This window comes from Serratia sp. ME47, assembly GCF_903970925.1.
GTDB lineage: Bacteria > Pseudomonadota > Gammaproteobacteria > Enterobacterales > Enterobacteriaceae > Serratia > Serratia ureilytica.
The window spans coordinates 1-23,990 of record NZ_CAJCKE010000047.1; the positions used below are offsets into that span (position 1 = coordinate 1).

Genomic DNA, 23,990 nt, shown 5'->3' on the forward strand with positions numbered 1-23,990 from the left:
CAGCGGCCCCGAAGGGGCGAGGCCCAGGGATGGGCTGAGTAACGTTGGCAAAGCCAACCGTCTGATAGGGCAAAGGCGCGGGTTGCCAGGGGCCGCGCCTTCGGCCCCTGGCTCGGTCGAGGTGCGTGAGCCACATGGGGCATCTCACTTTTATCGACCGAAAATGTCACGAACGCCTGCAGAAAAACGCTTAACTGAATCAGCATTGTGCTCTAGCCGCGCCTTATTGCAACGCCATCACCGCCTCTATCTCTACGCACACTGCGGGTGAGAACAACGCGCTGACCGCCATCAATGAACAGGCCGGCAGCGCGCCGTCGAAATAGTCAAACAGCACCGGGCGCACGCTCGCCAGATCGGCGATGTCGGTCAGGAACACGCTGATTTTAATCAATGCCTTGAGATTGACGCCTTCGCTGGCGGCGATGGTCGCCAACTGCTCAAGGATCTCTTGCGTTTGCTGCGGCGCGCTCAAGCCCTGCGCGTCGGTGGCGAAGGCCGTCAAGCCCGATACGTACAGGCGATCGCCGTGGCGCACGGCGTGCACATAAGGGCCACCCGGCGTAGGCAATTGCGGATAATTAATGCGTTTTAATGATGTCATGGTCAAACCCCGCGCAAGACCGGTTAATAAAATCGACAAACTTGGTTAGGATACTGGAGAAAACGCGGCAAAGCGCCGCACGCCGATGATATCTGAGAGAATCATCCCCCTTTATGTTATACGCCGTCTCTCACGCGAATGTGACAGTGCGGCGCAGATCGGCAACAAGGATGCAGAGACGATGAACCCGCTTTTTACGCCTTACCTGCAGCGCTGGCGGCTGGAGCAGGACGGCAAAGCCTTCGAAACCCACAGCAGTCTGTTGATGCCGGTGCGTTATCGGGGCGCGGCGGCCATGCTGAAGATCGCCCGCGAGCAGGAGGAGCGCTTCGGCGGGCAGCTGATGTGCTGGTGGCGTGGAGAAGGCGCCGCGCAGGTGCTGGCGTGGCACGACGACGGCATTTTGCTGGAGCGCGCGCAGGGCGAAGGGTCGTTGGCGCAGCTGGTGCGTGACGGCGACGATGAACAAGCCACGCAGATCCTGTGCCGGGCGATCGCCGCCTTGCATGCGCCGCGGGCGGCGCCGTTGCCTGAGCTTATCCCGTTGCAGGAGTGGTTCAGCTCGCTGTGGCCGGCGGCCCAGGCGCACGGCGGCATGCTGCGTCTCAGCGCCACGGCGGCGGCGGAGCTGTTGAGCAGCCCGCGAGAAGAAAGCGTGTTGCACGGGGATATCCACCATGACAATGTGCTGGACTTTGGCGCACGCGGTTGGCTGGCGATCGATCCCAAGCGTTTGTACGGTGAACGGGGCTTCGATTACGCCAACATCTTCTGCAATCCTAACTACGGCGTCGCCACCGATCCGGCCATTTTCCATCGCCGCGTGGAACAGGTGTGCCGGTTGGCCGGGCTGGATCGCCGGCGTTTGCTGCAATGGATCCTGGCCTGGTCGGGGCTTTCCGCCGCCTGGTTTATGGAAGACGGGCAGGCGGCGGACATCGATTTTCGCGTCGCGGAACTGGCGGCGCGCGCGCTGGATCTCACGTTGCCGGACGGCGATTCAGGGTTCATCCTGCCAGTAATCGAGCGAGGCTGAAGGGCGCTGCAGGTAACGCACCTGCTCGCCGTCATTGCCGCGCGCCATCGCCTGGTATTTGCCTGAGTCCGGATACATCACCACTTCCGGCTGTTCGCGCGTGCTGACGGACAGATACTTCAGCGGCGCGTCGGAGGTGTTGATGATCTGGTGCGGGTATTCCGGGCCAGGCGGAATGAAAATGACATCTCCGCTGACGATCGGCAGCATTTCTCCGGCTACCCGCAGCGTTCCGCTGCCTTCCAGAATGATGAACATTTCCTCCTGAGCGTAGTGAAAATGATAGGGGCAGGAACGCATGCCCGGCGCCACACAATCGAAGGAGGCGCCCAGCTTGTCGGCGGCGGTGCCGGTGCCGAGACGAGCGCCGACGCTGTCATACAGCGGCGGTCGCCGGTCATGCTTCATCTCTACCTGTTCGACATTGCGTATCAAGCGCTGGGCCAACAGCGCGGCTTTCTCGGTCATAAGCTTCCTTGGTGACGGCGTCACTTATTATGTGAATTGACATTCAGACGACAGAGAAAGTGAAGGCGCCACGGCGCCGCTTGTCAATGTAGACCGCCCGTTACGTCACGGTGTTTCGCCGCGGCAGCGACAGCAGCAGATGCGCGATGGCGCCGCCGACAATGCCCCAGAATGCCGAACCGATGCCGAGTAACGTGACGCCGGAGGCGGTGATGAGGAAGGCGATCAGCGCCGCGTCGCGCTGTTTTTCATCATGCAGCGCGCGTTGCAGGCTGCCGCCGATGGTGCCGAGCAGCGCCAGCCCGGCGATGGTGTGGATCAAGGCGACCGGCAACGCGCTGAACAGCAGGCCGATGGCGCCGCCGAACAACCCGGCCAACAAATAGAAGCCGCCGGCGGCCACCGCGCCCATATAGCGCCGCTGTGGATCGGGATGCACGTCCGGCCCCATGCAAATGGCGGCGGTAATGGCGGCGATGCACACCGAGAAACCGCCGAATGGCGCCAGCAGCAGCGCGGTCAGCGCCGTCCAGGCGATCAGCGGTGAGGTGGGAACACGGTAGCCCGCCGCCTGCAGCGTAGCGATCCCGGGGGCGTTCTGTGAAGCCATGGTGACCACGAAGAAGGGCACGCCGATGCCGAGCAGCGTCGGCCAACTGAAATGCGGCGCGATAAATTCCGGCACGGCGACCGCCGGCGCCTGTTGCGCCAGATGGATATCGCCCTGTAGCGCGGCGATCGCCAGCCCAATCGCCAGCGTCAGTACGATGGCATAACGCGGCAGGTAACGGCGGCTGAGCAGATAGGCCAGCCCCATACCGGCGCTGAGGAGGAAATTGAGCTGCAGTGAAGCGAAGGCGTCCAGCCCGAAACGCAGCAGGATCCCCGCCAACATCGCGGCAGAAATCGCCTGCGGAATATAATCCATCAGGCGGGCGAACAGCCCGGTGACGCCGCAGAGCAGGATCAGGCCCGACGCAAAGATGAACACCCCGATCGCCTCATTGATCGGCGTGCCGGGCAGGCTGGTGACCAGCAGCGCCGCTCCTGGCGTCGACCACGCGGTGAGGATCGGGGTGCGATAGTACAGCGAAAGCCCCAGCGAGGTGACGCCCATCGCGATCCCAAGCGTGCTCAGCCAGCCGCCGATCTGCGCCGGCGTGGCGCCTGCGGCGGCGGCGGCCTGGAAAATGATGGCGGCAGAGCTGGTGTAGCCGACCAGAACGGCGACAAAGCCGGCCATGACGGCGGGCAGGGTCAGATGGCGCAAGGAGAGGGCTGGGCGCATGAGGAGCTCCAATCGGTGAGTGTGCGTTATAACGCACGGTAAGAAATCAGCATAGCACCGTGCGCTATAGCGCACAAGCGGGTATAATCGAGCGCGATACGCAGAGGAGAACAGGATGCAGGAACTTGCCGGCCATTTGGCGCACACCCTTCGCACGCTGCGCGCGCAGCGCGGCTGGAGCCTGACGCAGGCGGCGGAATACACCGGCGTCAGCAAGGCGATGCTCGGGCAGATTGAGCGCGGCGAATCCAGCCCGACGGTGGCGACGCTGTGGAAGATCGCCACCGGTTTCAACGTGGCGTTCTCCGCCTTTCTTGAGGCGTCGCCCGCGCAGCAGCAGGCGACGCTGCACCGCTACGGCGAACTGCCGGTGTACGATCAGGACAACGCCGATATGCGCGTGGTGCCGCTGTTTCCCTACGATCGCCAGCTGGGTTTCGACATGTTCGTCATCGATCTCGCGCCGGGCGCGCTCAGCGAATCGTCGCCGCATGAGCCGGGCGTGATTGAGCATGTGATCGTGATCAGCGGCCGGTTGGAATTGGCGATAGACGGCGAGTGGCACAGCCTGGCGGCCGGCGAGGCGATGCGCTTTCAGGCCGATCGGCCGCATGCCTACCGCAACGCCGGTTCACACACGGTGCGCATTCACGATCTGATCCACTATCCTCAATCCTGACTCAACGCGGCGGCCGCGGGCTTTGACTCCGCGCCGCCAAACGCCTACCTTGTTGAAAATGACTCTTATTTCACAGGCTGTCGCCCATGACGGGGCGGCGTTGCAGCCGACTCAAAAGGAGCTTGATTTTGCCGGTCACCAATCGACGTCAGTTTATTAAACTCAGTGCGCAAACCGCAGGAGCCGTATTCGCGATGACTTCATTACCCAACAGTATCCGCCTGGCGATGGCGGCGGAGGGCGGCGCGGCCGCCGGCGATGAATTCCTGTGGCTGGAAGAGCTGCAGGGTAAAAAAGCGCTGCAATGGGTGCAGCAGGAAAATCAGCGCACCGTGGCACGTTTCGGCCAGGGCGAAGACTTTCAGCGCATTGAGCGCGAAGTCCTGGATATCCTCAATAAAGACACCCAGATCCCGTGGGTGAGCAAACGCGGCGAGTACTATTACAACTTCTGGCAGGATCAGGCCAACCCGCGTGGCCTGCTGCGGCGTACCACGCTGGACGAGTACCGCAAGGCCAAACCGGCCTGGGAGACGGTGCTGGATATCGATGCGCTGGGCAAGGCGGAGGGCAAGGATTGGGTTTATCAGGGCTCTCAACCGCTGGCACCGGAATACCGTTATTGCCTGATGCAGCTGTCGCCGGACGGCGGTGACGCCACCGAAATCCGCGAATTCGATCTGGTGGCCAAACGCTTCGTCAAAGACGGTTTTAACGTACCGGTGGCGAAAAGCCGGGTTTCCTGGGTCGATCGGGACACGCTGTTCATCGCCACCGATTTCGGCCCCGGCTCGATGACCCAGTCCGGCTACGCGCGCATCGCCAAACGCTGGCGGCGCGGCACGCCGCTGAGCGCCGCGGAAACGCTGTATGAAGCGCAGCCCGAGGACATGGCGGTCTTCGCCTATCACGACCGCACGCCGGGCTTTGAGCGCGATTTCGTCGGCCGCAGCCTGGACTTCTACCGCCGCGACTATTTCTTGCTGACTCAGGACGGCCGGCAGAAAAAAATCGACATCCCCGCCGACGCCGAGCTGGATACGCATCGGGAATGGCTGCTGATCAAGCCGAGCAGCGATTGGGACGTGGGCGGCAAGCGCTATCCGTCCGGCTCGCTGTTGGCGGCCAATTTCGACGACTATCTGGCGGGCAAGCGCGAGCTGCAGCCGCTGTTTACCCCGACGGCGGAGCAGGCGCTGAGCGGCTACAGCGGCACTCGCGATCACCTGATCCTCAGCATCATGGATAACGTGGTCAACCGACTGGAAGTGCTGACGCCGCAGGGCGGCAGCTGGCAACGTCGCCCGCTGGGCAATCCCGGCGCCATCAGCACCCTTTCCGCCGGCGGCATCGACGACGAGAGCAACGCCTATTTCCTGACGGTCAGCGGGTTCCTGCAGCCGACCTCGCTGTATATGGGCAACCTCGACGGCGGGGAAGCGACGCTGCTGAAACAGGCGCCGCAGGACTTTGACGCCGCCGGCTATCAGGTCAGCCAGCATTTCGCGCGCTCCAAGGACGGCACCCGCGTGCCGTATTTCCAGATCGCCGCCAAAGATCTCAAGCTGGACGGCAGCACGCCGACGCTGCTGTACGGCTACGGCGGGTTTGAAGTGCCGCTGCTGCCGGGCTATCTGGGCGGCAAGGCGCCGGCCTGGCTGGAGCGCGGCGGGGTATACGTGGTGGCCAACATTCGGGGCGGCGGTGAATATGGTCCGGCCTGGCATCAGGCGGCGCTCAAGCAGAATCGTCATCGTGCCTATGAGGATTTCGCCGCCGTGGCCGAAGACCTGTTCGCGCGCAAGGTGACTTCCGCGCCGCATCTCGGCGCGCGCGGCGGCAGCAACGGCGGCCTGCTGGTAGGCAATATGCTGACGCTGTATCCGCAGCTGTTCGGCTGCATCGTCTGCGAAGTGCCGCTGTTGGACATGCAGCGCTATACCCAACTCTCCGCCGGCGCGTCGTGGATCGCGGAATACGGCGATCCCAGCAAGCCGGAGCAGTGGGCCTATATCAAAACCTTCTCGCCGTACCACAATATTCAGGCGAAAACGGCCTATCCGCCGGTGCTGTTCTATACCGCCACCAGCGACGATCGGGTCAACCCGGCCCACGCGCGCAAAATGGCGGCGCGCATGCAGGCGATGGGGTATCAGCAGGCTTACTTCTACGAAAATACCGAGGGTGGGCACAGCGCCGCCGCCGACAAGCAACAGGCGGCGTTCCACAGCGCGCTGGTGAGCGAATTCATGTGGGCCAATCTGAGCGGCAAGCGCAAGCCAGCGTAAACACGTTTCTTGCGGGCATAAAAAAACGCCGGGGGTTAACCCCGGCGTTTCTATTTACGCTCAATCCGCCGGCGATCAGTGGGCCGCCGTGGCTTCCTGCGCTTTCTGATTCAGGTCTTCGCTGGTGTCCAGCGTCATGCGGTACAGTTTCGGCGCGGTCAGCATCATCAGGATGGCGATGACGGCGGTGGCGATGCCGATTTGCATAAACACATGGCTGTAGATGGCCAGTGAAGCGTGCGCGTCGTTGATGTCGCTAGGGACGGCGGTCAGACCGGCGACTTTACCGGCGATCAGCGCCGCGGCGGCGGTGGTCAGGAACCAGGAACCCATGATGAAGCCCATCAGACGCTGCGGCACCAGCTGCGCCACCATCGCCAGACCCAGACCGGAAATCATCAGCTCGCCGATGCTCTGCAGCGCGTAGCTCAGGATCAGCCAGTTGACCGACACGATGCCCTGTTCGTTGGCGAAGCTGGCGCCCCATGGCAGCACCAGGAAGGCGCAGGAACACAGGATCATGCCGAAAGCGAACTTGTGCGGCATCGGCAGGCGATCGCCCATCTTGTTATACAACGCGGCCAGAATCGGGCTGGCGAGCATGATCCAGAACGGGTTCAGCGCCTGGTACTGCTCCGGCTCGAAGGCGACGCCGAAGATGCTGTGCTCCACGTTGTGGATGGCGAAGAAGTTCAGCGACGTCGGCATCTGGCTGTACAGCACGAAGAACACCACCGCTTCCAGCATCAGCAGGAAGGCGACGATCATTTTACGGCGTGCGGCGCCATGCAGGGCGAAGGCTTCCTTGGCGAACACGATCACGATCCCGGCGGAGATGAAGGCCAGCGCCCAGCGCGCGATCACCTGGTTGTGCAGCAGCCAGCTGGACACGGCGACCAGCGCCACGATGCCGACCAGCACCATCAGCAGTTTCGGCAGATGCAGCGGCTTGAAGTCAGGCCTGGAGCCGTTTTTCTTCACCCACTTGTGGCACATCATAAAGTTGACCAGGGTGATCAGCATGCCGACCACGCTCAGGGAGAACGCCACGCTCCAGCCGTACTTCGCCGCCAGCCACGGGGTAGCCAGCATGGAGAAGAAGGAACCGATGTTCACCGACATGTAGTACATGGTGAAGGCGCCGTCGATACGCGGGTCGTCTTTCTCATAGCAGGTGGAGAGCAGGGAGGACGGGTTAGCCTTGAACAGGCCGCTGCCCACGGCGATGGTCGCCATGCCCAGGTAGACCCAGAAGATGTCGTGGCCGGAGTAGGCCACCATGGCGTAACCGGCGGCCAGCACCAGCGCGCCGAGCACGATCACGCGTTTGGCGCCCAGCACCTTGTCGCCCAGCCAGCCGCCAATGGCGACGAAGCCGTATACCAGGGCGCTGAAAGAAGAGAACAGGGTGATGGAGTCGGCTTCGCTCAGACCGAGCATCTTGACCAGATAAACCGCCATGATGCCTTGCAGGCCGTAATAGCCGAAGCGCTCCCACAGTTCGATCGAGAAGATCAGATAGAATGCTTTCGGTTGTTTGAACGCGTTAAGGCTCACGCTCTCCTGGTGTTGGTTGTTTGCTGTTGACACTGGTACCTCTGTTTTTTCGCAGCCCGTCTTTAGGGGACGGGAAAGTACAAAAGTTGATGCGGAACGGCATCCTTTTGCGTTGTTATAGGATGGGGACGGCGGTTAATGTTCACTATCTTTGTCAACGTGGCAAGCAGTTTGTCATATTCGGTTACATTTAACGCCGGCAGGATTATGCCGCGATGTTGCAAATGTTATGCAGTATTAACTTTGGGCTTTTAGTGGTTTATCGATTTTTTGTTTTGATTAAAAGCTATACGAATTTTAAACAGGGATATATTCTGCTGAATTGCTATTTTTTAGCGCATCAGTGTACGTGAGGTTATGAATCCGTTGGAATGTTGTGTATATGGCGCGATTTGTAAAATTATAGAAATTCAGGAAAACGGGGCTGGCATTTGTGAACGCCTTGTGATCCTGAAAGCGTGACGTTCACCGCAATTTTCGACTAATTTTTTGCTTGAAAATAACGCAGCGATGGGTTTCTTACTGAAAACCGCGATAACGCCGGGGTTACTGCTGCGCGATATCACATTTTTGATAAAAAAGCGGCGTTGGCGAGGGAAGAGGACGCGGCGGGTGCGGTTTGCCGCACCCAACTGACTCAGGATTCCGGATAAACCTTTTCTTTATATTCGCACAGGTCTTCGATGATGCAGGAGCCGCAGCGCGGTTTGCGCGCGATACAGGTGTAGCGGCCGTGCAGGATCAGCCAGTGATGGCAATCGACCTTGAATTCGGCGGGCACCACCTTCAACAGTTTCTCCTCCACCTGATCGACGTTCTTGCCCGGCGCAAAGTGGGTGCGGTTGCACACCCGGAAGATATGGGTGTCCACGGCGATGGTCGCCCAGCCGAAGGCGGTGTTGAGCACCACGTTAGCGGTTTTGCGGCCAACGCCCGGCAGCGCCTCCAGCGCGGCGCGATCTTCCGGCACTTCGCCGCCGTGCAGCTCCAGCAGCATGCGGCAGGTCTTGATCACGTTTTCGGCCTTGCTGTTGAACAGACCGATGGTCTTGATGTACTCCTTGACGCCATCAACCCCCAGCGCCAGCATGGCGGCGGGGGTGTTGGCGACCGGATAGAGTTTGGCGGTCGCCTTGTTGACGCTCACGTCGGTGGCCTGCGCAGACAGCAATACCGCGATCAGCAGCTCAAACGGCGTGGTGTACACCAGCTCGGTGGTCGGATGCGGGTTGTTGTCGCGCAGCCGGGTCAGAATTTCCAGTCGCTTCTGCTTGTTCATCAGGCCTTCTCAGCACGTCCTTGTTCCAGCAGCGGTTCCGCCGCCACGGCGCGGGCTTTGCGCGCCTTCATTCTTTCGTCGATCAGATACTTGACCGCCAACAGCAGGCCCAGGCCGATAAAGGCGCCTGGCGGCAGCATGGCCAGCAGGAACGGGCTGTCGAAGTGCACCACTTCGATGCGCAGCGATTTGGCCCAGCCGCCCAGCAGTTGATCGGCGCCGTCGAACAGCGTGCCGTTGCCCAGCAGCTCGCGCATTGAACCCAGCGTCACCATGACGCCGGTGGCGCCGAGGCCGATGGCCATGCCGTCCAGCGCCGAGAGGCCGACCGGTTTCTTGGCGGCCACCGCTTCGGCGCGGCCCACGACGATGCAGTTGGTCACGATCAACGGAATAAAAATGCCGAGCGACTGATACAGACCGAAGGCATAGGCGTTGATCAGCATCTGCACGATGCTCACCACCGCGGCGATGATCATGACGTAGATCGGAATACGCACTTCGCTTGGCACCCAGCGACGCACCGCGGAGATGGAGGCGTTGGTGAGCGTCAGCACCAGCGTGGTGGCCAGCCCCAAGCCCAGCGCGTTGGTGACGGTGGAGGTCACCGCCAGCAGCGGGCACATGCCCAGCAGCTGCACCAGGGCGGAGTTGTTCTTCCACAACCCCTGGACGATCAATTCTTTGGCTTCACTCATTCGCTGGCTCCACACGCAGGTAAGCTTTCAAGTTTAGGCGGCAGCGTTTCCATATACAACGCCGTGCGGCGCACCGCATTGACCACCGCACGCGGGGTGATGGTGGCGCCGGTGAATTGGTCGAACATGCCTCCATCTTTCTTCACCGCCCAGCGTTTGTCGTCCGGGCCTTCGATTTTCTTGCCGCTGAAGAAGGAAATCCAGTCGGAAATGCGCAGTTCGATCTTGTCGCCCAGCCCCGGGGTTTCATGGTGTTCAATCACCCGGGTGCCGAGTACCGTGCCGTTGAAATCGGCGCCGACCAGCAGCTTGATGGCACCGGAGTAGCCGTCCGGCGCGGTGGTTTCCAGCGCCGCGGCGGTCGGTTGCCCGTTTTTGCGCGCCAGGTATAAACGGTGTGGCGCGCCGTCGCCCAGCGCCGGATCGCTGACCAGGAAGCATTCGTTCTGCATGACGTTGTCGTAATTTTCCGGCGGCACCACCTGATCGAGCAGGGCTTTTTGCTGCAGCGCCGCCTGATGCGCGATGGTGGTTTTCGTCAGGGCGTAGACCACGGCGGTGAGGCCGGTGGTGACCGCCGCAAACACCGCCAGCGTGGTGCCGTGCTTTCTCATGGAATTCAGCATGGCGGCTCCTTAGCGATGGCCGTACACGCGCGGCTGCGTGTAGTGGTCGATTAACGGGACGGTGATGTTGGCGAGCAGCACGGCAAAGGCCACGCCGTCAGGGTAGCCGCCATAAACGCGGATCAGCCAGACCAGCACGCCGATCAGCGCGCCGTAGATTAAACGGCCCTTCGGCGTGGTGGAGGCGCTGACCGGGTCGGTGGCGATAAAGAACGCGCCCAGCATGCTGGCGCCGGAGAACAGGTGGATCAGCGGCGAAGCCTGATGCGCCGGATCGAGCCACCAGGCCAGACCGGAGCAGAAGGCGATGGCGGCCAACATGCTGAAGGGGATCTGCCAGTGGATCAGGCGGCGCGCCAGCATAAACAGGCCGCCGGCCAGAAAGCCGAGGTTAACCCACTGCCAGCCGATGCCCGCCAGCGCGCCGCCGAACAGCGGCTGCTGCAACACTTGTTCAACGCTGTGGCCGCTGCGCAAACCGGTTTTGAAGCCGTCGAGCGGTGTAGCCTGGCTGATGCCGTCAACGCCCATCTGCAATTCGTGCAGCGTCGCGCCCTGAGCGGTATGGCCGCTGAAAATGGCCAGCAGCGTGTCGTGGAACGACAGCGCGGTGGCGCGCAGCTCATCCGGCGGCAACCAGCTGGTCATCTGCACCGGGAAGGAGATCAGCAGCACCACGTAACCGACCATCGCCGGATTGAACGGGTTCTGCCCAAGGCCGCCGTACAGCTGTTTGGCGATGACGATGGCGAAGAAGGTGCCGATGACGATCATCCACCACGGGGCCAGCGGCGGCAGGCTGATGCCGAGCAGCAGCGCGGTCAGCAGGGCGGAGTTGTCCGCCAGCCGGCTGCGCACCGGCAGCTTGCGCAGCCTGAGGATCGCGCCTTCTGCGGCCAGCGCGACGATCGCCGCCAGCGCCACCTGAATCAGCACGCCATAACCGAAGAACCAAATCTGTGCTGCGATGCCGGGAATGCAGGCCAACATCACCCACAGCATAATGCGGCTGGTGCTTTGCTGGTTGTGGGTGAACGGCGAGCTGGCGATGTGTAAGCCTTTGGCGGCTGTGGGTGATACCGGCCTGAACTTCATAGAGTAACGATACCTTCTGCGCCGCGCCTGCGGCAGTTTCGATGCGCCGAATTGCGGGCGCGGCAAAAATAATAGCCGAGCATTCTACCTGATTCGATGCGAGGGTAATACGCCTTAATGATAGGGGTATTCGGCTTTTCGCACCCGTTGAGATCGGCGTGGCGCGATTTGATTTTTTTTTGGCCGGAAAATGGGCTAACGTGAGGAATTGTCTGTGGAACTTGTGCCGCCATCGCCCCTGAGAAATGGGGTAACCGTATGAATGGAATATCATTTTTGTCCAGATTTCCGCACAAAATAACAACTTTCACATAATACGTGTAGGTTACTATCGCGAACATTATTGAGTCAGTGAATCCATAATAATGACAAATGAAGACATTTTTTTTATTGAAGAGCTAATTGAGTGGGTGGAGATACATCTGGAGAAACGGCCAAACCTGGATGAAGTTGCGCGTATTTCGGGCTATTCCAAGTGGCATCTGCAGCGTAAATTCAAGCGTATTACCGGCATTCAACTCGCCACCTATATCCGTTCGCGTATCCTGACGCGTGCCGCGGTGGCGCTGCGCATCACCCGTCGCTCCATCATCGACATCTCCGATGAGCTGGGCTTCGACTCGCAGCAGACCTTTACTCGCATGTTCAAGCAGCGCTTCGGCACCACGCCCAATCGCTACCGCTCGATGGAGCACTGGGACGTGAAAAACCTGATGCCGCGCTTTAACTTCGAAGCCAGCTACGGCGCGGGATATTATCCGGAAGTGAAGCGGCTGACGCTGCCCGAGATGCAGCTGGTCGGCTTCTCGCGCCGGCTGGATTTCGCCTCCGAACAAGAGCTGGAGTACGCGTCCTGCATGGCGATGAAGGACGAGATTTTCAATGACTTCTTCAAGGGGTTGCACGTCGACTGCCGGCGAATTTACAGCATCTATTGCCCGCAGGCCGGGGAAGGCGACGAGCTGTCGTCCACGCTGGTGATGGCGGTCGATCCTGAACATAAAAAGGACATTCTTTCCAATCATCAGATAGACACCATCCATCTGCCGAGCCGCGAGTTTATCTCCATCAACCATAAGGGCACGGCGAAGGAGTGTCTGCAGTTTTTCGGTTATCTGGTGTCGCATGTGATGCCGGGGCTGAAGGATAAGGTGCGCGGCAGTATGGAAATGGAGATCATTCAAACCAAAGAGTGGAACCCGGAGTCCAAACTGCGTCAGATTGAAGTGGACTACACCTATCTGATCTCTATCGATTAAACGGCGCCCGGCGTAGGCCAGGCGCCGCCGTCATCATTTGTCTTGCGTTTCCGCCGCCAGCGATTCTCTGGCGGCTTTTTTGGCTTTGGCGCGGGCGATAGCCGCCGCGACCGCCGCCTTGCGCGGATCTTCTTCGGCGTCAGCCGGAGCCGGTTCTGTCTCAGCCGGAGCGTCCGCCTGCTGCGCCGCTTTTTTGGCTTTGGCGCGGGCGATAGCCGCCGCGACCGCCGCTTTGCGCGGATCTTCTTCGGCGGTAGCCGGAGCCGGTTCTGTCTCGGCCGGAGCGTCCGCCTGCTGCGCCGTTTTCTTGGCCTTCACGCGAGCCAGGGCGGCGGCGACTGCCGCTTTACGCGGATCTTCTTCGGCGGCAGCCGGAGCCGGTTCTGTCTCGGCAGGAGCGTCCGCTTGCTGCGCCGTTTTCTTGGCTTTGGCGCGGGCGATAGCCGCCGCGACCGCCGCTTTGCGCGGATCTTCTTCGGCGGTAGCCGGAGCCGGTTCTGTCTCAGCGGGAGCGTCCGCCTGCTGCGCCGCTTTCTTGGCCTTCACGCGAGCCAGGGCGGCGGCGACTGCCGCTTTACGCGGATCTTCTTCGGCGGTAGCCGGAGCCGGTTCTGTCTCGGCAGGAGCGTCCGCCTGCTGCGCCGTTTTCTTGGCCTTCACGCGAGCCAGGGCGGCGGCGACTGCCGCTTTACGCGGATCGTCCTCTGTCGCGGTAGGGGCGGTGATGTCTGCGGCCGGCGCTTCTTTGCGCGCCTTCACGCGGGCCAGCGCCGCGGCCACGGCGGCCTTACGCGCGTCGTCGCCTGAGGTTGCCGGCGAGGCTTGTTCCGCTTCGGCCGCCAACTGGGCGCGCCGTTCACGCGCCTGCGCTTTACGCGCTTCGCGGGCGGCGATCATCTCGCTGTTGTCCGGCTGCTGGCCGTCGACCGGCGTAACCGCCGCTTCGGCATTCTTGCTGCGTACGCGCGCCAGTGCGGCCTGTACCGCCCCCTGATCGTCGTCGGTCAGTTTGACGGCGGCCTTTTTGTGCCGCTCTTCGCGCGCCAGTTTCTCGCGCTCCAGACGCGCCAGCTTGGCCTCGTAACGCGCCTTGGCCTCGGCGGTGCGCGCCGCTTCCAAATCGATAGCCTTGATTTCGGCCTTTTCCTGCCGGTAGTACTGCACCAGCGGAATGTTGCTGGGGCAGACGAACGCGCAGGCGCCGCATTCGATGCAATCGAACAGGTTGTGGTTGCGCGCCTTGTCGTGCTCCTGCCCGCGGCTGAACCAGTACAGCTGTTGCGGCAACAGCCCGGCAGGGCAAGCGTCCACGCACAGGCCGCAGCGGATGCAGGATTGCTCGGGTTCCTGCGGCGTCATTTCATCCACCGTCGGCGCCAGAATGCAGTTGCTGATCTTGACGATCGGCACGTTCAGCGCGGGCAGGGTAAAGCCCATCAGCGGGCCGCCCATCACCACCATCTGCTGCGCCTGCGGACGGAAACCGACGAAATCAAGCAGGTGCTGCACCGGCGTGCCGATGCGCGCCCACAGGTTGCCAGGGCGCTCGACCGCCTCGCCGGTCAGGGTCACCACGCGCTCAATCAACGGTTCGCCGTCGACGATCGCCCGCTTGATGGCGAAGGCGGTGCCGACGTTTTGCATCAGCACGCCGATAGCGGAGGAGTGCTTGCCGTGCGGCACTTCCTTGCCGGTCAAAATCTTGGTCAGCTGCTTGGCGCCGCCGGACGGGTATTTGGTGGGGATGACACGCAGGGCAATGCCGGTCTGGCCGCGCAACGCCTGTTTCAGCGCCGCGATCGCCTCCGGCTTGTTGTCTTCAATGCCGATCAGTGTGACCTTGGGCTGCAGAATGTGTTGCAGGATCTGCGTGCCTTCAACGATCTGATCGGCATGTTCCTGCATCAGGCGATCGTCGGCGGTGATGTAAGGCTCGCACTCGGCGGCGTTGAGGATCAGCGTTTCCACGCCGCTCATGCCGCCTTGCAGTTTACTGGCGGTCGGGAAACCGGCGCCGCCCAGACCGGCGATGCCGGCCTGATGAATACGTTGAATCAGCTCCGCGGCGGGCGATTGGCGGTAATCCGCCACCGGCTCGCGCTCGCACCAGCGGTCTTCGCCGTCTGCCTCGATAATCACGCACAGCTCCGACAGCCCGGAAGGGTGAGCGGTGATGTGCGGCGTGATGGCGCTAACGGTGCCCGAGGTCGGGGCGTGCACCGGCACGGTGCGCCCGCGGCCGACGGTCAGCGGCTGGCCTTTCAACACCCGATCGCCGGCGTTGACGCACAGTTCGCCTTCCGGCCCCAGATGCTGCTGCAGCGGAATGATAAAGGTCTTGGGCAGAGGGGCGACACGCAGCGGCGCGCCGCTCGACTGAGTCTTCATTTCCGGTGGATGGATCCCGCCGTCGAAATCCCAGATCCGGTCTTTTTTAAAGGCGGCGAACAGATTAAGCATGTTGCTCCACGTGGATCACTTGCACCGGGATCGTCTTCATGTCCCACTTCCAGTTGGCGGTGGTGGTGGCGACCGGTCTCATTTCAATACAGTCGGTAGGGCAAGGGGCGACGCACAGATCGCAGCCGGTACAGAGGTCGGTAATGACGGTATGCATGGCGCGGGTGGCGCCGACGATGGCGTCAACCGGGCAAGCCTGAATGCACTTGGTGCAGCCGATGCAGTTGGCCTCGTCGATATAGGCCACTTTACGCTCCGGCTCGGCGGCGGCTTCGCTGCCCAGCGGCTGCGGTTCCACGTTGAGCAGCTCCGCCAGTTTCAGCATCACCTGTTCGCCGCCCGGCGCGCATTTGTTGATCATCTCGCCGTTGGCCACCGCCTCGGCATAGGGGCGACAGCCGGGGTAGCCGCACTGGCCGCACTGGCTCTGCGGCAAGATCGCGTCGACCTGCTCGGCGACCGGATCCTCTTCCACCTCAAAACGGCGCGCGGCGTAGCCCAGCACCAGTCCGAACAGCAGCCCGAGCGCGCTCAAAGCCGCGATAGCTATCCACAACGCAGTCATTAGAATTTCACCAGCCCGGTAAAGCCCATAAAGGCCAGCGACATCAGCCCGGCGGTGATCAGTGCGATCGAGGAGCCGCGGAACGGCGCCGGCACGTCGGCCACCGCCAGACGTTCGCGAATGGCGGCGAACAGCACCATCACCAGCGAGAAACCGGCGGCGGCGCTGAAACCGTAAACGGCGGACTGCAGGAAGTTATAACCGAGGTTGACGTTAAGCAACGCCACGCCCAGCACCGCGCAGTTGGTGGTGATCAGCGGCAGGAAGATGCCCAGCAGGCGATAGAGCGCCGGGCTGGTCTTGCGCACCACCATCTCGGTGAACTGCACCACCACGGCGATCACCAGAATGAAGGAGAGCGTGCGCAGATACACCAGATCCAGCGGAACCAGAATAAAGGTGTTGATCACCCAGGCGCTGACGGAGGCCAGCGTCATGACGAAGGTGGTGGCCATTCCCATGCCGATGGCGCTTTCCAGCTTCTTGGAAACGCCGAGGAACGGGCACAGGCCAAGAAACTTCACCAGAACGAAGTTGTTCACCAGTACGGTGCCGACAAACAGGAGCAGGTATTCGGTCATTGCGATGCCTAAAAAAATAAAAGCCGCCTATTATCGGGAATCGGCGGCCGGACGACAACATATGAATCGCAGGGGTATTGCCTTTTTTGGTGAAAATTTACACAAATCACCCAATAAAACGTGCTGCAATCGCCTTTAACGTTCGGTAAAGGTCCCTTTGACCCGCTGCGAACGCTTGATGTAAGGCACCAGCAGCGCCGCCATCAGCAGCGGCCAGCCGAGGCTGCGCACCGCCACTTCATCCGGCACCGGCGCGAAGGCGAAGGCTTTCACCGCCAGGATCACCGTGATCAGCAGCCATAACAAGAACAGTTTAGGGAAGCGCTGCGACCGCTGGCAAAACAGAAATACCAGCCACAGGGTGAAGCCCCACATCAAGAGCGTGGTCAACACCGAAAAGTACCATTGCAGGGTAAACGCCTGGGCGTTGGTCAACAGATAGTCGCGCGACTCGGGCATGAAGATCGCCATGGCGTACAGGAGCAGCATCAGGCTGGCGCTGAGCAGGGTGACGATCAGATAGGCCAGCGGGGCCAGCAACCAACCGCCGATACGAGTGTATTCAGCTTGAGACATAAAGGCTTCCTGATTGAATCGGGGATCACAGGCGGCATAGCTTAGCGGGTAATATAGGCTTCGTCATCCCTATCAAGCGGATAGCTCGGCGTCGCGGGCTCGGGCCGCACGTTTGGCTACTCCGGCGCCGTGCCGACCCCGCTTCGAATTAACATCTCATTTACTTCTTGTTCCAGCCGTCCGCATGGTGTCAAATCGAAAGGGTCTGTCGTGAGCCTGCAAGAGGAAATCCCATGGCTGAGAAAATTCGTGTCGGGCTGGTCGGTTACGGCTACGCCGGCAAAACCTTTCATGCGCCGCTGATCGCCGGTACGCCCGGGCTGGAGCTAGCCGCCGTTTCCAGCAGCGATGCCGGCAAAGTGCGCGCGGACTGGCCGTCGATGACGGTGGTGGGCGATGCGCAGGCGCTGTTCGCCGATCCGGCCCTCGATCTGATCGTGATTCCTACCCCCAACGATACCCATTTCCCGCTGGCGCAACAGGCGCTGGCCGCCGGCAAGCACGTGGTGGTGGACAAACCGTTTACCGTGACATTGTCACAAGCTCAGGCGCTGCAGCAACAGGCGCAGCAGAGCGGTTTGCTGTTGTCGGTGTTCCACAACCGTCGCTGGGACAGCGATTTCCTGACCCTCAAAGCGCTGCTGAACGACGGTTCGCTGGGCGAGGTGGTGTACTTCGAGTCGCACTTCGATCGTTACCGGCCACAGGTGCGTCAGCGCTGGCGCGAACAGGGCGGCGTCGGCAGCGGCATCTGGTTCGATTTGGGGCCGCATCTGCTCGATCAGGCGCTGCAACTCTTCGGCAAACCCGAGCGGCTGTTTGTCGATCTGGGTGAGCTGCGGCCGGGGGCGCAGGCGGTGGACTATTTCCACGCGCTGCTGAGCTATGGCGATCGCCGTGTGGTGCTGCACGCCAGCATGCTGGCGGCGGCGGAGAGCCCGCGCTATGTGGTGCACGGCACCCGCGGCAGCTATGTCAAATACGGCCTGGATCCGCAGGAAGACCGGCTGAAGGCAGGCGAACGCTTGCCGCAGGCCGACTGGGGTTATGACATGCGCGAGGGTGTAGTGACGCTGTCACGTGGCGACCTGCTGGCGGAACAGCCGCTGCTCAATATTCCCGGCAACTACCCGGCTTATTACGCGGCGGTGCGCGACGCGATTGCCGGCATAGGCGAAAATCCGGTGCCGGCCGCCGACGCCATCGCGGTGATGGCATTGATCGAACTGGGGCTGGAATCGGCCCGGCTGCAGCAGGCGCTGCCGGTGGTCTGATCCCGCCCACTTTTCTGTGGCCCGGCGCAACGTCGGGCCTTTTTACGACTCTACGTGCAAGGAAATCCGTTTCATGTCCTGGTTGCAGCGTTTGCGCATTGATAAATTTTTGCTGGTTCTGATTTTGGTGGTGATCGTCGCCTCGCTGTTCCCCTGCGAAGGCATCTGGAAAACCTTCTTTGAACACCTGACCACCGCCGCCATCGCGCTGCTGTTCTTTATGCACGGCGCCAAGCTGTCGCGCGAGGCGATCATCGCCGGCATGAGTCACTGGAAGCTGCATCTGCTGGTGTTCCTCAGCACCTTTGCGCTGTTCCCGCTGCTCGGGCTGGCGATGAACCTGTTGGTGCCGGGCATCATGACGCCGACGGTCTATCTCGGCTTCCTCTATCTGTGCGCGCTGCCGGCCACGGTGCAGTCGGCCATCGCCTTTACGTCGGCGGCGGGCGGTAACGTGGCGGCGGCGATCTGCAGCGCCTCGGCGTCGAGCATTCTCGGCGTGTTCCTGTCGCCGCTGCTGGTAGGGGCGTTGATGCATACCCAGGGCGGCAATACCGACGTGCTGCACGCCATCGGTTCAATCATTTTGCAATTGATGGTGCCGTTCGTGATCGGTCACCTGGCGCGGCCATTGATCGGCAAGTGGATCGATCGCCATCGCAAATTGATCAATCTGACCGACCGTTCGTCGATCCTGCTGGTGGTGTATACCGCGTTCAGCGCGGCGGTGGTGGAAGGGATTTGGCATCGCATCGACGGCTGGTCGCTGCTGACCATCCTGGTGATGTCGCTGGTGCTGCTGACGGTGGTGCTGGTGATCAACACCTACGCGGCGCGCTGGCTGGGCTTTAACACCGCCGATGAAATCACCATCGTCTTCTGCGGTTCGAAAAAGAGCCTGGCGAACGGCATCCCGATGGCCAACGTGCTGTTCCCGGCCGCGGCGGTGGGCGCCATGGTGCTGCCGCTGATGATTTTCCACCAGGTTCAGCTGATGGTGTGCGCGGTGCTGGCGCAGCGCTATGCGCGTAAAACCGCTAAACAGCGGGCCGAGGCGGAGGCGCTGGCGGCCAAATAGGCCGCAGGCCGCTAACGGCGGCCCAGCGCGTCGAGCAGAAAGTCGGCGCGCTCGTCCGGTGAGGCGCGCGGCAGTTCTTGCAGCCGATAGCCATAGCGGCGATAGACGGCCACCATCGCCCGGTAGGTCAGCTCGGCTTCGGCGAAAGATTGCTTTCTTTCGCTGTCCTGCGCGTAGATCGCTTGCCACGGCGGGGCGATGAACACAGTATCGGCATAGCGGAAGGCGCCGATCGCCGCCGTCAAATGCGCGGGGATCGGCAGTCCGCACAGCGTGAGATACCCGGCGATATCCGGCAGCCCGCGATCGAAGAACCAGCATGTTTCCCCGGTTGCTTCGCGCCATGAGCGCAGTTCCCAATCGAGCATCCGCTCGGCGAAGGCCTGGCGATCGCCCCACAGCAGCGCATGGCCGCCGATACTCACCTGATCCTGAATAATCGCCCGGCCGGCTTCCTGCGAGTGCGGAAAGCCGCGGCGATGAAGAACGTCGATGAGCGTGCTTTTGCCCGAACCCGGGCCGCCGGTCAGCACGATGCGGCGTGTTTTGTCAGACATGCGAAATTCCTCTCTTGCGGCAGAGTCATGGGGTAACACAGCGATAAAGACGAGCAGTCGGAAGAAGACTGCGGGGAGAGGGATGAGAAGAAGGCGCCGTTTGGCGCCTGGGGGGATTTAGCCCTGAACTTTGGCGCGCAGCGCCTGTTTTTCCTGCTCGCTGAGGAAGGCCAGCTTCAGGCCGTTTTCCTGCGCGGTGCGGATTTCTTCCGGCGTCAGCCCGGCCTGCGGCGCGGCGACGCGGTATTCATGCTCGATCTCGATGCCCTGAACCGCCGGATCGTCGGTGTTGATCGACGCCAGCACGCCGTGGCGCAGGAAGGTGGCCAGCGGATGCTGCGCCAGCGACGGCACGGTGCTGGTCTGGATGTTGGAGGTCAGGCAGGATTCGATGCCGATGCCGTGTTCCGCCAGGAAGTCCATCAGCGCCGGATCTTCGACCGCTTTCACCCCGTGGCCGATACGTTCGGCGCCCAGCTCGCGGATCGCCTGCCAGATGCTTTCCGGGCCGGCGGCTTCGCCCGCGTGCACGGTGATGCGCAGGCCGGCGTCGCGGGCGCGGTTGAAGTGGCTGAGGAACAGGCTGCCGGGGAAGCCCAGCTCATCGCCCGCCAAATCCAGCGCGGTAATGCCGTCGCGGTGCGCCAGCAATCCTTCCAGTTCCTGCAGACAGGCGGCCTCGCCGAAGGTGCGGCTCATGATGCCGATCAGGCGAATGTCGATATCACGATCGCGGCAGCCCGAACGGATCCCGTCGATCACCGCTTCCACCACGCCGGCGACCGGCAGTTGATGCTTCATCGCCATGTAGTAAGGGGAGAAACGCAGTTCGGCATAATGCAGGCCGGCGTTGGCGGCGTCCTCGACGTTTTCGTATGCCACCCGGCGGCAGGCGTCCAGATCGCCCAGCACCGCCACGCCCCAGTCCAGTTTCTGCAGGAAGCTGACCAGATCCGGTTCGGCATGGGTGATCTGCACGTGCGGGCGCAGGCTCTCCAAATCGTTGGCCGGCAGGGTGAGATTGAACTGGCGACCAAGGTCGAGAATGGTCTGCGCGCGGATGTTGCCGTCGAGATGGCGGTGAATATCGGTAAGCGGTAGGCGGGGATCGATCATGCTGGGCACTCGCTAATTATCGTAGGTAAAGTGCAGAACAGTATAAAAACAAATGGATGAAACTTGCCATCGCGTTGCATAAAAAAGTGATATGAATCACAAATAATGCGAGATATATCGCATTATCGTCGTGAATCAGGCTTTCAACACGCTGACGCCCGCCTGCTGCAACGGCGCGATCAGCGCGTCATCGGTAGCCCGCTCAACGATGATGGTGTGCGCCAGCGTAATATCGCCGATCGCATACTGCGAGGCGGCATTAAGCTTGGCGGCGGAAGCCAGCACCACGGTTTCCGCCGCACGGGCCGCCAGCGCGCGCTTGATGTAGGCTTCTTCCAGATCGCCGGTGCTCAGCCCCGCAGTGGGGTGCACGCCGGTCACGCCCATAAAATAGATATCGGCGCGAATATGCGATATCGCTTCTACGGCGGCGGCGCCGACGCTGACGATCGAATGCTTATACAGTCGGCCGCCGATCAGGATCACCTCGACCGTGGGGTGATCGACCAAGCCCACGGCGACGCTGGGGCTGTGGGTGACGATGGTGGCGTTGAGGTTGGCCGGCAGTTGCCTGACCAGCTCTGCGGAGGTGGTGCCGCCGTCGATGATCACCACCTGGCCGGGGGCGATCAGCGCCGCCGCCGCTTTGGCGATCGCGCGTTTGGCGCCGGATTCCAATTGATTGCGTTCGGCGAAGCTGGCGATGGCGGAAGAAACCGGCAGGGCGCCGCCATGCACCCGTTGCAGCAACCCCTCGGCGTCCAGTTCACGCAGATCGCGCCGGACCGTATCTTCCGACAACCCAAACATTTCGCTGAGCTGTTTGGCCAAGACCTGACCCTCCTGGGCCAGTTTTTCCAAAATGATCTTCTTGCGTTGGCTGGTCAACATGGCCATTTCCTCTCAAATTTCCTATGCACGAAATATCTTGATCATACACGAAACTGCACGATAGTATCAATTTCCTTCCTCTGGCGGAGTAAACCGATGATAGCCACCAAAGACAGGGTTCGTATTGTCGAAACCCGGGTGTTGTCCGATGACTGGTACCTGCTGAAAAAAACCACCTTTGATTTTCTGCGGCGCGACGGCGTCTGGCAGCGGCAAAGCCGTGAGACTTACGATCGCGGCGACGGCGCCACCATTTTACTGTTCAACCGAAAGGCGCAAACGGTGATCCTGACGCGCCAGTTCCGCTTTCCGGTGTTCGTCAACGGTCATGACGGCATGCTGATTGAGGCCGCCGCCGGGCTGTTGGACGACGCGTCGCCGGAGGCGCGCATCCGCGCCGAAGTTGAAGAGGAAACCGGCTACTTCGTGCAGAACGTGGAGAAAGTGTTTGAGGCGTACATGAGCCCTGGTTCGGTCACCGAAAAGCTGCACTTTTTCGTCGGTGAATATCAGGCGAGCGATCGCCTCAACGAGGGCGGCGGGCTGGCGGCGGAGGGGGAAGATTTGGAGGTGATCGAGCTGCCGCTGGCGCAGGCCCTGCAGGCGGTTCGTCAGGGTACGATCGTTGACGCCAAAACCATCATGCTGCTGCAGTTTGTCGCCTTGAATCGGACGTTGGAGGAACAACGATGAAAGCCCAACAAATCTTGATCGCCGGCCCTTATCGCAGCGGCACCGATGGCGATCCGCAGCGTATCGCCGCCAATCTGGCGCGCCTCGAACAGGCAGCGCTGGCGGTCTACCAACGGGGGCACGTGCCGGTGATCGGCGAATGGCTGGCGCTACCTTTGGCGGCCGCGGCCGGTTCCACTCAGGTTGGCGATGCGGTCAGCGAGGCGTTTCTTTACCCGGTGGCTCACCGACTGATTGCGCAGTGTCAGGCGGTGTATCGCATCGAAGGGGCGTCTGCGGGGGCCGATAACGACGTGCGGTTGGCTAACGAATGGGGATTGACGGTCTATCGTCATCTGGAGGAAATTCCGTCTGTTCAGGCGTAACCGAGGGGCGGGCAGAGGCTCGCCCCCTCGCGTTATTTCTCGTCCAGCACAAACTTCAACCCGGCGATCAGCTTGTCCATGCCGGCTTCCAGCTTGCTGCGCGGGCAGCCGACGTTGAGGCGCAGGAACCCGCGGCCTTCTTCGCCGTAGGTAAAGCCCGGCATGATCGCCACCTTTTCACGCTCGATAAGCACCTGCTGCAGCGCCCGATCGTCCACGGCCAGCGGCCGCAGATCGATCCAGGCCAGATAGGTGGCCTGCGGCGGGCGCCAGCCCAGTGCGGGAAACGCCTCCGCCAGCCGTTCGGCGACGTAGGTCAGGTTATCCTGCAGATAGTCGCTCAGGGCGTCCAGCCAGGGTTCACCGCGCCGATAGGCGGCTACGTGCGCCGCCACCGCCAGCACCGCCGGCGAGGAGAGGCCATCGCGGGCTTTGAGCTGCTGGAAATAGGCTTCGCGGCTGGCGTCGTCGCTGATAAAGCCGTAGGCGCCGGTTAACGCCGGAATGTTAAAACTCTTGGAGCCGGAGGTCAGTAAGGCCCAGGGGCCGGTCGCCACCTGGCTCCAGGGCGTATGGCGGTGTTCGCCCCAGACCATGTCCATGTGGATTTCATCGCTGATCACCCTCACGTCGTGGCGTTCGCACAGTTCGGCCATCTGCTGCAGCTCTTCGCGGCGCCACACTTTGCCAGTGGGATTATGCGGGCTGCACAGCAGCAGGATCTTGGTCTGGGGCCGCGCCAGCAGCGCTTCGAGGTGCGCCATGTCGCAGCGCCAGTCATCTGCGGCCTTGTGCAGCGGGCAGGCCAGCAGCTGGCGCTGGTTGGCGAGGATCACCTTATAGAAGGCGTCGTAGGCCGGGGTATGGGTCACCACGTAGTCGCCCGGCACGGACCATTGGCGGATCAGCTGCGCCGCCATGTAGATAACGGAAGGGCCGTACACCGCCGTTGCGGTG

24 protein-coding genes are annotated in these 23,990 nt (G+C 61.7%); 8 read left to right on the top strand and 16 right to left on the bottom strand.

Annotated elements, in window-relative coordinates; translation table 11 throughout:
- Nucleotides 1-223 precede the first annotated feature (223 nt).
- A complete protein-coding gene (locus tag H7A77_RS24720) occupies nt 224-604 on the bottom strand; it encodes a RidA family protein (RefSeq protein WP_033644265.1) in 381 nt (126 codons plus the stop codon).
- A 181-nt stretch (nt 605-785) separates the two neighbouring features.
- Between H7A77_RS24720 and H7A77_RS24725 the strand changes: the two genes are divergently transcribed.
- A complete protein-coding gene (locus H7A77_RS24725; RefSeq protein ID WP_033642940.1) occupies nt 786-1,640 on the top strand; it encodes an aminoglycoside phosphotransferase family protein in 855 nt (284 codons plus the stop codon).
- Here H7A77_RS24725 and H7A77_RS24730 read toward each other — a convergent pair.
- Entirely contained in the window at nt 1,605-2,108 is a 504-nt protein-coding gene (locus H7A77_RS24730; protein WP_033652588.1) for a cupin domain-containing protein, read from the bottom strand. The two genes, H7A77_RS24725 and H7A77_RS24730, sit on opposite strands and share 36 nt — an antisense overlap.
- Before the next feature lie 100 nt (nt 2,109-2,208).
- Complete coding sequence (locus H7A77_RS24735) at nt 2,209-3,396, bottom strand: benzoate/H(+) symporter BenE family transporter (RefSeq protein ID WP_033652587.1); 1,188 nt, start codon at nt 3,394-3,396, stop codon at nt 2,209-2,211.
- Nucleotides 3,397-3,511: 115 nt separating this feature from the next.
- Between H7A77_RS24735 and H7A77_RS24740 the strand changes: the two genes are divergently transcribed.
- The gene (locus tag H7A77_RS24740; protein ID WP_033642943.1) at nt 3,512-4,075 is read left to right on the top strand and encodes a helix-turn-helix domain-containing protein; all 564 of its coding nucleotides are present in this window, start codon (nt 3,512-3,514) and stop codon (nt 4,073-4,075) included.
- Between the two features lie 194 nt (nt 4,076-4,269).
- Nucleotides 4,270-6,363: a prolyl oligopeptidase family protein gene (locus tag H7A77_RS24745; RefSeq protein ID WP_060660769.1), complete on the top strand. Its 2,094-nt coding sequence runs from the start codon at nt 4,270-4,272 to the stop codon at nt 6,361-6,363.
- Nucleotides 6,364-6,438: 75 nt separating this feature from the next.
- Here the strand turns inward: H7A77_RS24745 and dtpA are convergent, their stop codons facing one another.
- The 5 genes from dtpA to rsxD all read right to left on the bottom strand — a co-directional run bounded on the left by dtpA (nt 6,439) and on the right by rsxD (nt 11,618).
- Nucleotides 6,439-7,953 carry a dipeptide/tripeptide permease DtpA gene (dtpA, locus tag H7A77_RS24750; protein WP_033642946.1) on the bottom strand — a complete coding sequence of 505 codons (1,515 nt, stop codon included), beginning with the start codon at nt 7,951-7,953 and terminating at the stop codon, nt 6,439-6,441.
- A gap of 604 nt (nt 7,954-8,557) precedes the next feature.
- Nucleotides 8,558-9,199, bottom strand: a complete 642-nt coding sequence (gene nth, locus H7A77_RS24755; protein WP_019455952.1) for an endonuclease III — start codon at nt 9,197-9,199, stop codon at nt 8,558-8,560.
- The gene (locus tag H7A77_RS24760; protein WP_033642947.1) at nt 9,199-9,897 is read right to left on the bottom strand and encodes an electron transport complex subunit E; all 699 of its coding nucleotides are present in this window, start codon (nt 9,895-9,897) and stop codon (nt 9,199-9,201) included. Before H7A77_RS24760 ends, nth begins: the two co-directional genes overlap by 1 nt.
- Entirely contained in the window at nt 9,894-10,523 is a 630-nt protein-coding gene (gene rsxG, locus H7A77_RS24765) for an electron transport complex subunit RsxG (protein ID WP_033652583.1), read from the bottom strand. Before rsxG ends, H7A77_RS24760 begins: the two co-directional genes overlap by 4 nt.
- A 9-nt stretch (nt 10,524-10,532) precedes the next feature.
- Entirely contained in the window at nt 10,533-11,618 is a 1,086-nt protein-coding gene (gene rsxD, locus H7A77_RS24770; RefSeq protein ID WP_033652582.1) for an electron transport complex subunit RsxD, read from the bottom strand.
- Nucleotides 11,619-11,983: 365 nt separating this feature from the next.
- Here rsxD and H7A77_RS24775 point away from each other — a divergent pair, with 365 nt between their 5' ends.
- Nucleotides 11,984-12,877 (top strand): helix-turn-helix domain-containing protein, encoded by an 894-nt coding sequence (locus H7A77_RS24775; RefSeq protein ID WP_033642950.1) that lies wholly within the window; start codon nt 11,984-11,986, stop codon nt 12,875-12,877.
- 33 nt (nt 12,878-12,910) lie between these two features.
- Here H7A77_RS24775 and rsxC read toward each other — a convergent pair whose 3' ends face one another.
- The 4 genes from rsxC to H7A77_RS24795 form a co-directional block, all read right to left on the bottom strand.
- On the bottom strand, nt 12,911-15,337 hold the full coding sequence (rsxC, locus tag H7A77_RS24780; RefSeq protein WP_182074782.1) for an electron transport complex subunit RsxC: 2,427 nt from the start codon (nt 15,335-15,337) through the stop codon (nt 12,911-12,913).
- Nucleotides 15,330-15,902, bottom strand: a complete 573-nt coding sequence (rsxB, locus tag H7A77_RS24785; protein ID WP_004938428.1) for an electron transport complex subunit RsxB — start codon at nt 15,900-15,902, stop codon at nt 15,330-15,332. The genes rsxC and rsxB overlap by 8 nt, the downstream gene beginning before the upstream one ends.
- Nucleotides 15,902-16,483: an electron transport complex subunit RsxA gene (gene rsxA, locus H7A77_RS24790; protein WP_004938443.1), complete on the bottom strand. Its 582-nt coding sequence runs from the start codon at nt 16,481-16,483 to the stop codon at nt 15,902-15,904. The genes rsxB and rsxA overlap by 1 nt, the downstream gene beginning before the upstream one ends.
- Before the next feature lie 135 nt (nt 16,484-16,618).
- Nucleotides 16,619-17,059: a DUF2569 domain-containing protein gene (locus tag H7A77_RS24795; RefSeq protein ID WP_016927891.1), complete on the bottom strand. Its 441-nt coding sequence runs from the start codon at nt 17,057-17,059 to the stop codon at nt 16,619-16,621.
- A 233-nt stretch (nt 17,060-17,292) separates the two neighbouring features.
- Between H7A77_RS24795 and H7A77_RS24800 the strand changes: the two genes are divergently transcribed.
- Nucleotides 17,293-18,333 (top strand): oxidoreductase, encoded by a 1,041-nt coding sequence (locus H7A77_RS24800; RefSeq protein WP_033650498.1) that lies wholly within the window; start codon nt 17,293-17,295, stop codon nt 18,331-18,333.
- A 73-nt stretch (nt 18,334-18,406) separates the two neighbouring features.
- Nucleotides 18,407-19,411 (top strand): bile acid:sodium symporter family protein, encoded by a 1,005-nt coding sequence (locus tag H7A77_RS24805; protein WP_033640474.1) that lies wholly within the window; start codon nt 18,407-18,409, stop codon nt 19,409-19,411.
- An 11-nt stretch (nt 19,412-19,422) separates the two neighbouring features.
- Here the strand turns inward: H7A77_RS24805 and H7A77_RS24810 are convergent, their stop codons facing one another.
- The 3 genes from H7A77_RS24810 to H7A77_RS24820 form a co-directional block, all read right to left on the bottom strand.
- Nucleotides 19,423-19,968: an AAA family ATPase gene (locus H7A77_RS24810; RefSeq protein WP_182074783.1), complete on the bottom strand. Its 546-nt coding sequence runs from the start codon at nt 19,966-19,968 to the stop codon at nt 19,423-19,425.
- 117 nt (nt 19,969-20,085) lie between these two features.
- On the bottom strand, nt 20,086-21,084 hold the full coding sequence (gene add / locus H7A77_RS24815; RefSeq protein ID WP_075685791.1) for an adenosine deaminase: 999 nt from the start codon (nt 21,082-21,084) through the stop codon (nt 20,086-20,088).
- A gap of 135 nt (nt 21,085-21,219) precedes the next feature.
- Entirely contained in the window at nt 21,220-21,975 is a 756-nt protein-coding gene (locus tag H7A77_RS24820) for a DeoR/GlpR family DNA-binding transcription regulator (RefSeq protein ID WP_072627201.1), read from the bottom strand.
- A gap of 96 nt (nt 21,976-22,071) precedes the next feature.
- On the opposite strand from H7A77_RS24820, the gene H7A77_RS24825 reads away from it, so the two are divergent.
- The gene (locus H7A77_RS24825; RefSeq protein ID WP_072627179.1) at nt 22,072-22,668 is read left to right on the top strand and encodes an NUDIX domain-containing protein; all 597 of its coding nucleotides are present in this window, start codon (nt 22,072-22,074) and stop codon (nt 22,666-22,668) included.
- Complete coding sequence (locus H7A77_RS24830) at nt 22,665-23,033, top strand: hypothetical protein (RefSeq protein ID WP_033640470.1); 369 nt, start codon at nt 22,665-22,667, stop codon at nt 23,031-23,033. The genes H7A77_RS24825 and H7A77_RS24830 overlap by 4 nt, the downstream gene beginning before the upstream one ends.
- Before the next feature lie 32 nt (nt 23,034-23,065).
- Here the strand turns inward: H7A77_RS24830 and H7A77_RS24835 are convergent.
- The coding region (locus H7A77_RS24835) for a MalY/PatB family protein (protein ID WP_182074784.1) at nt 23,066-23,990 on the bottom strand (925 nt) is incomplete at its 5' end.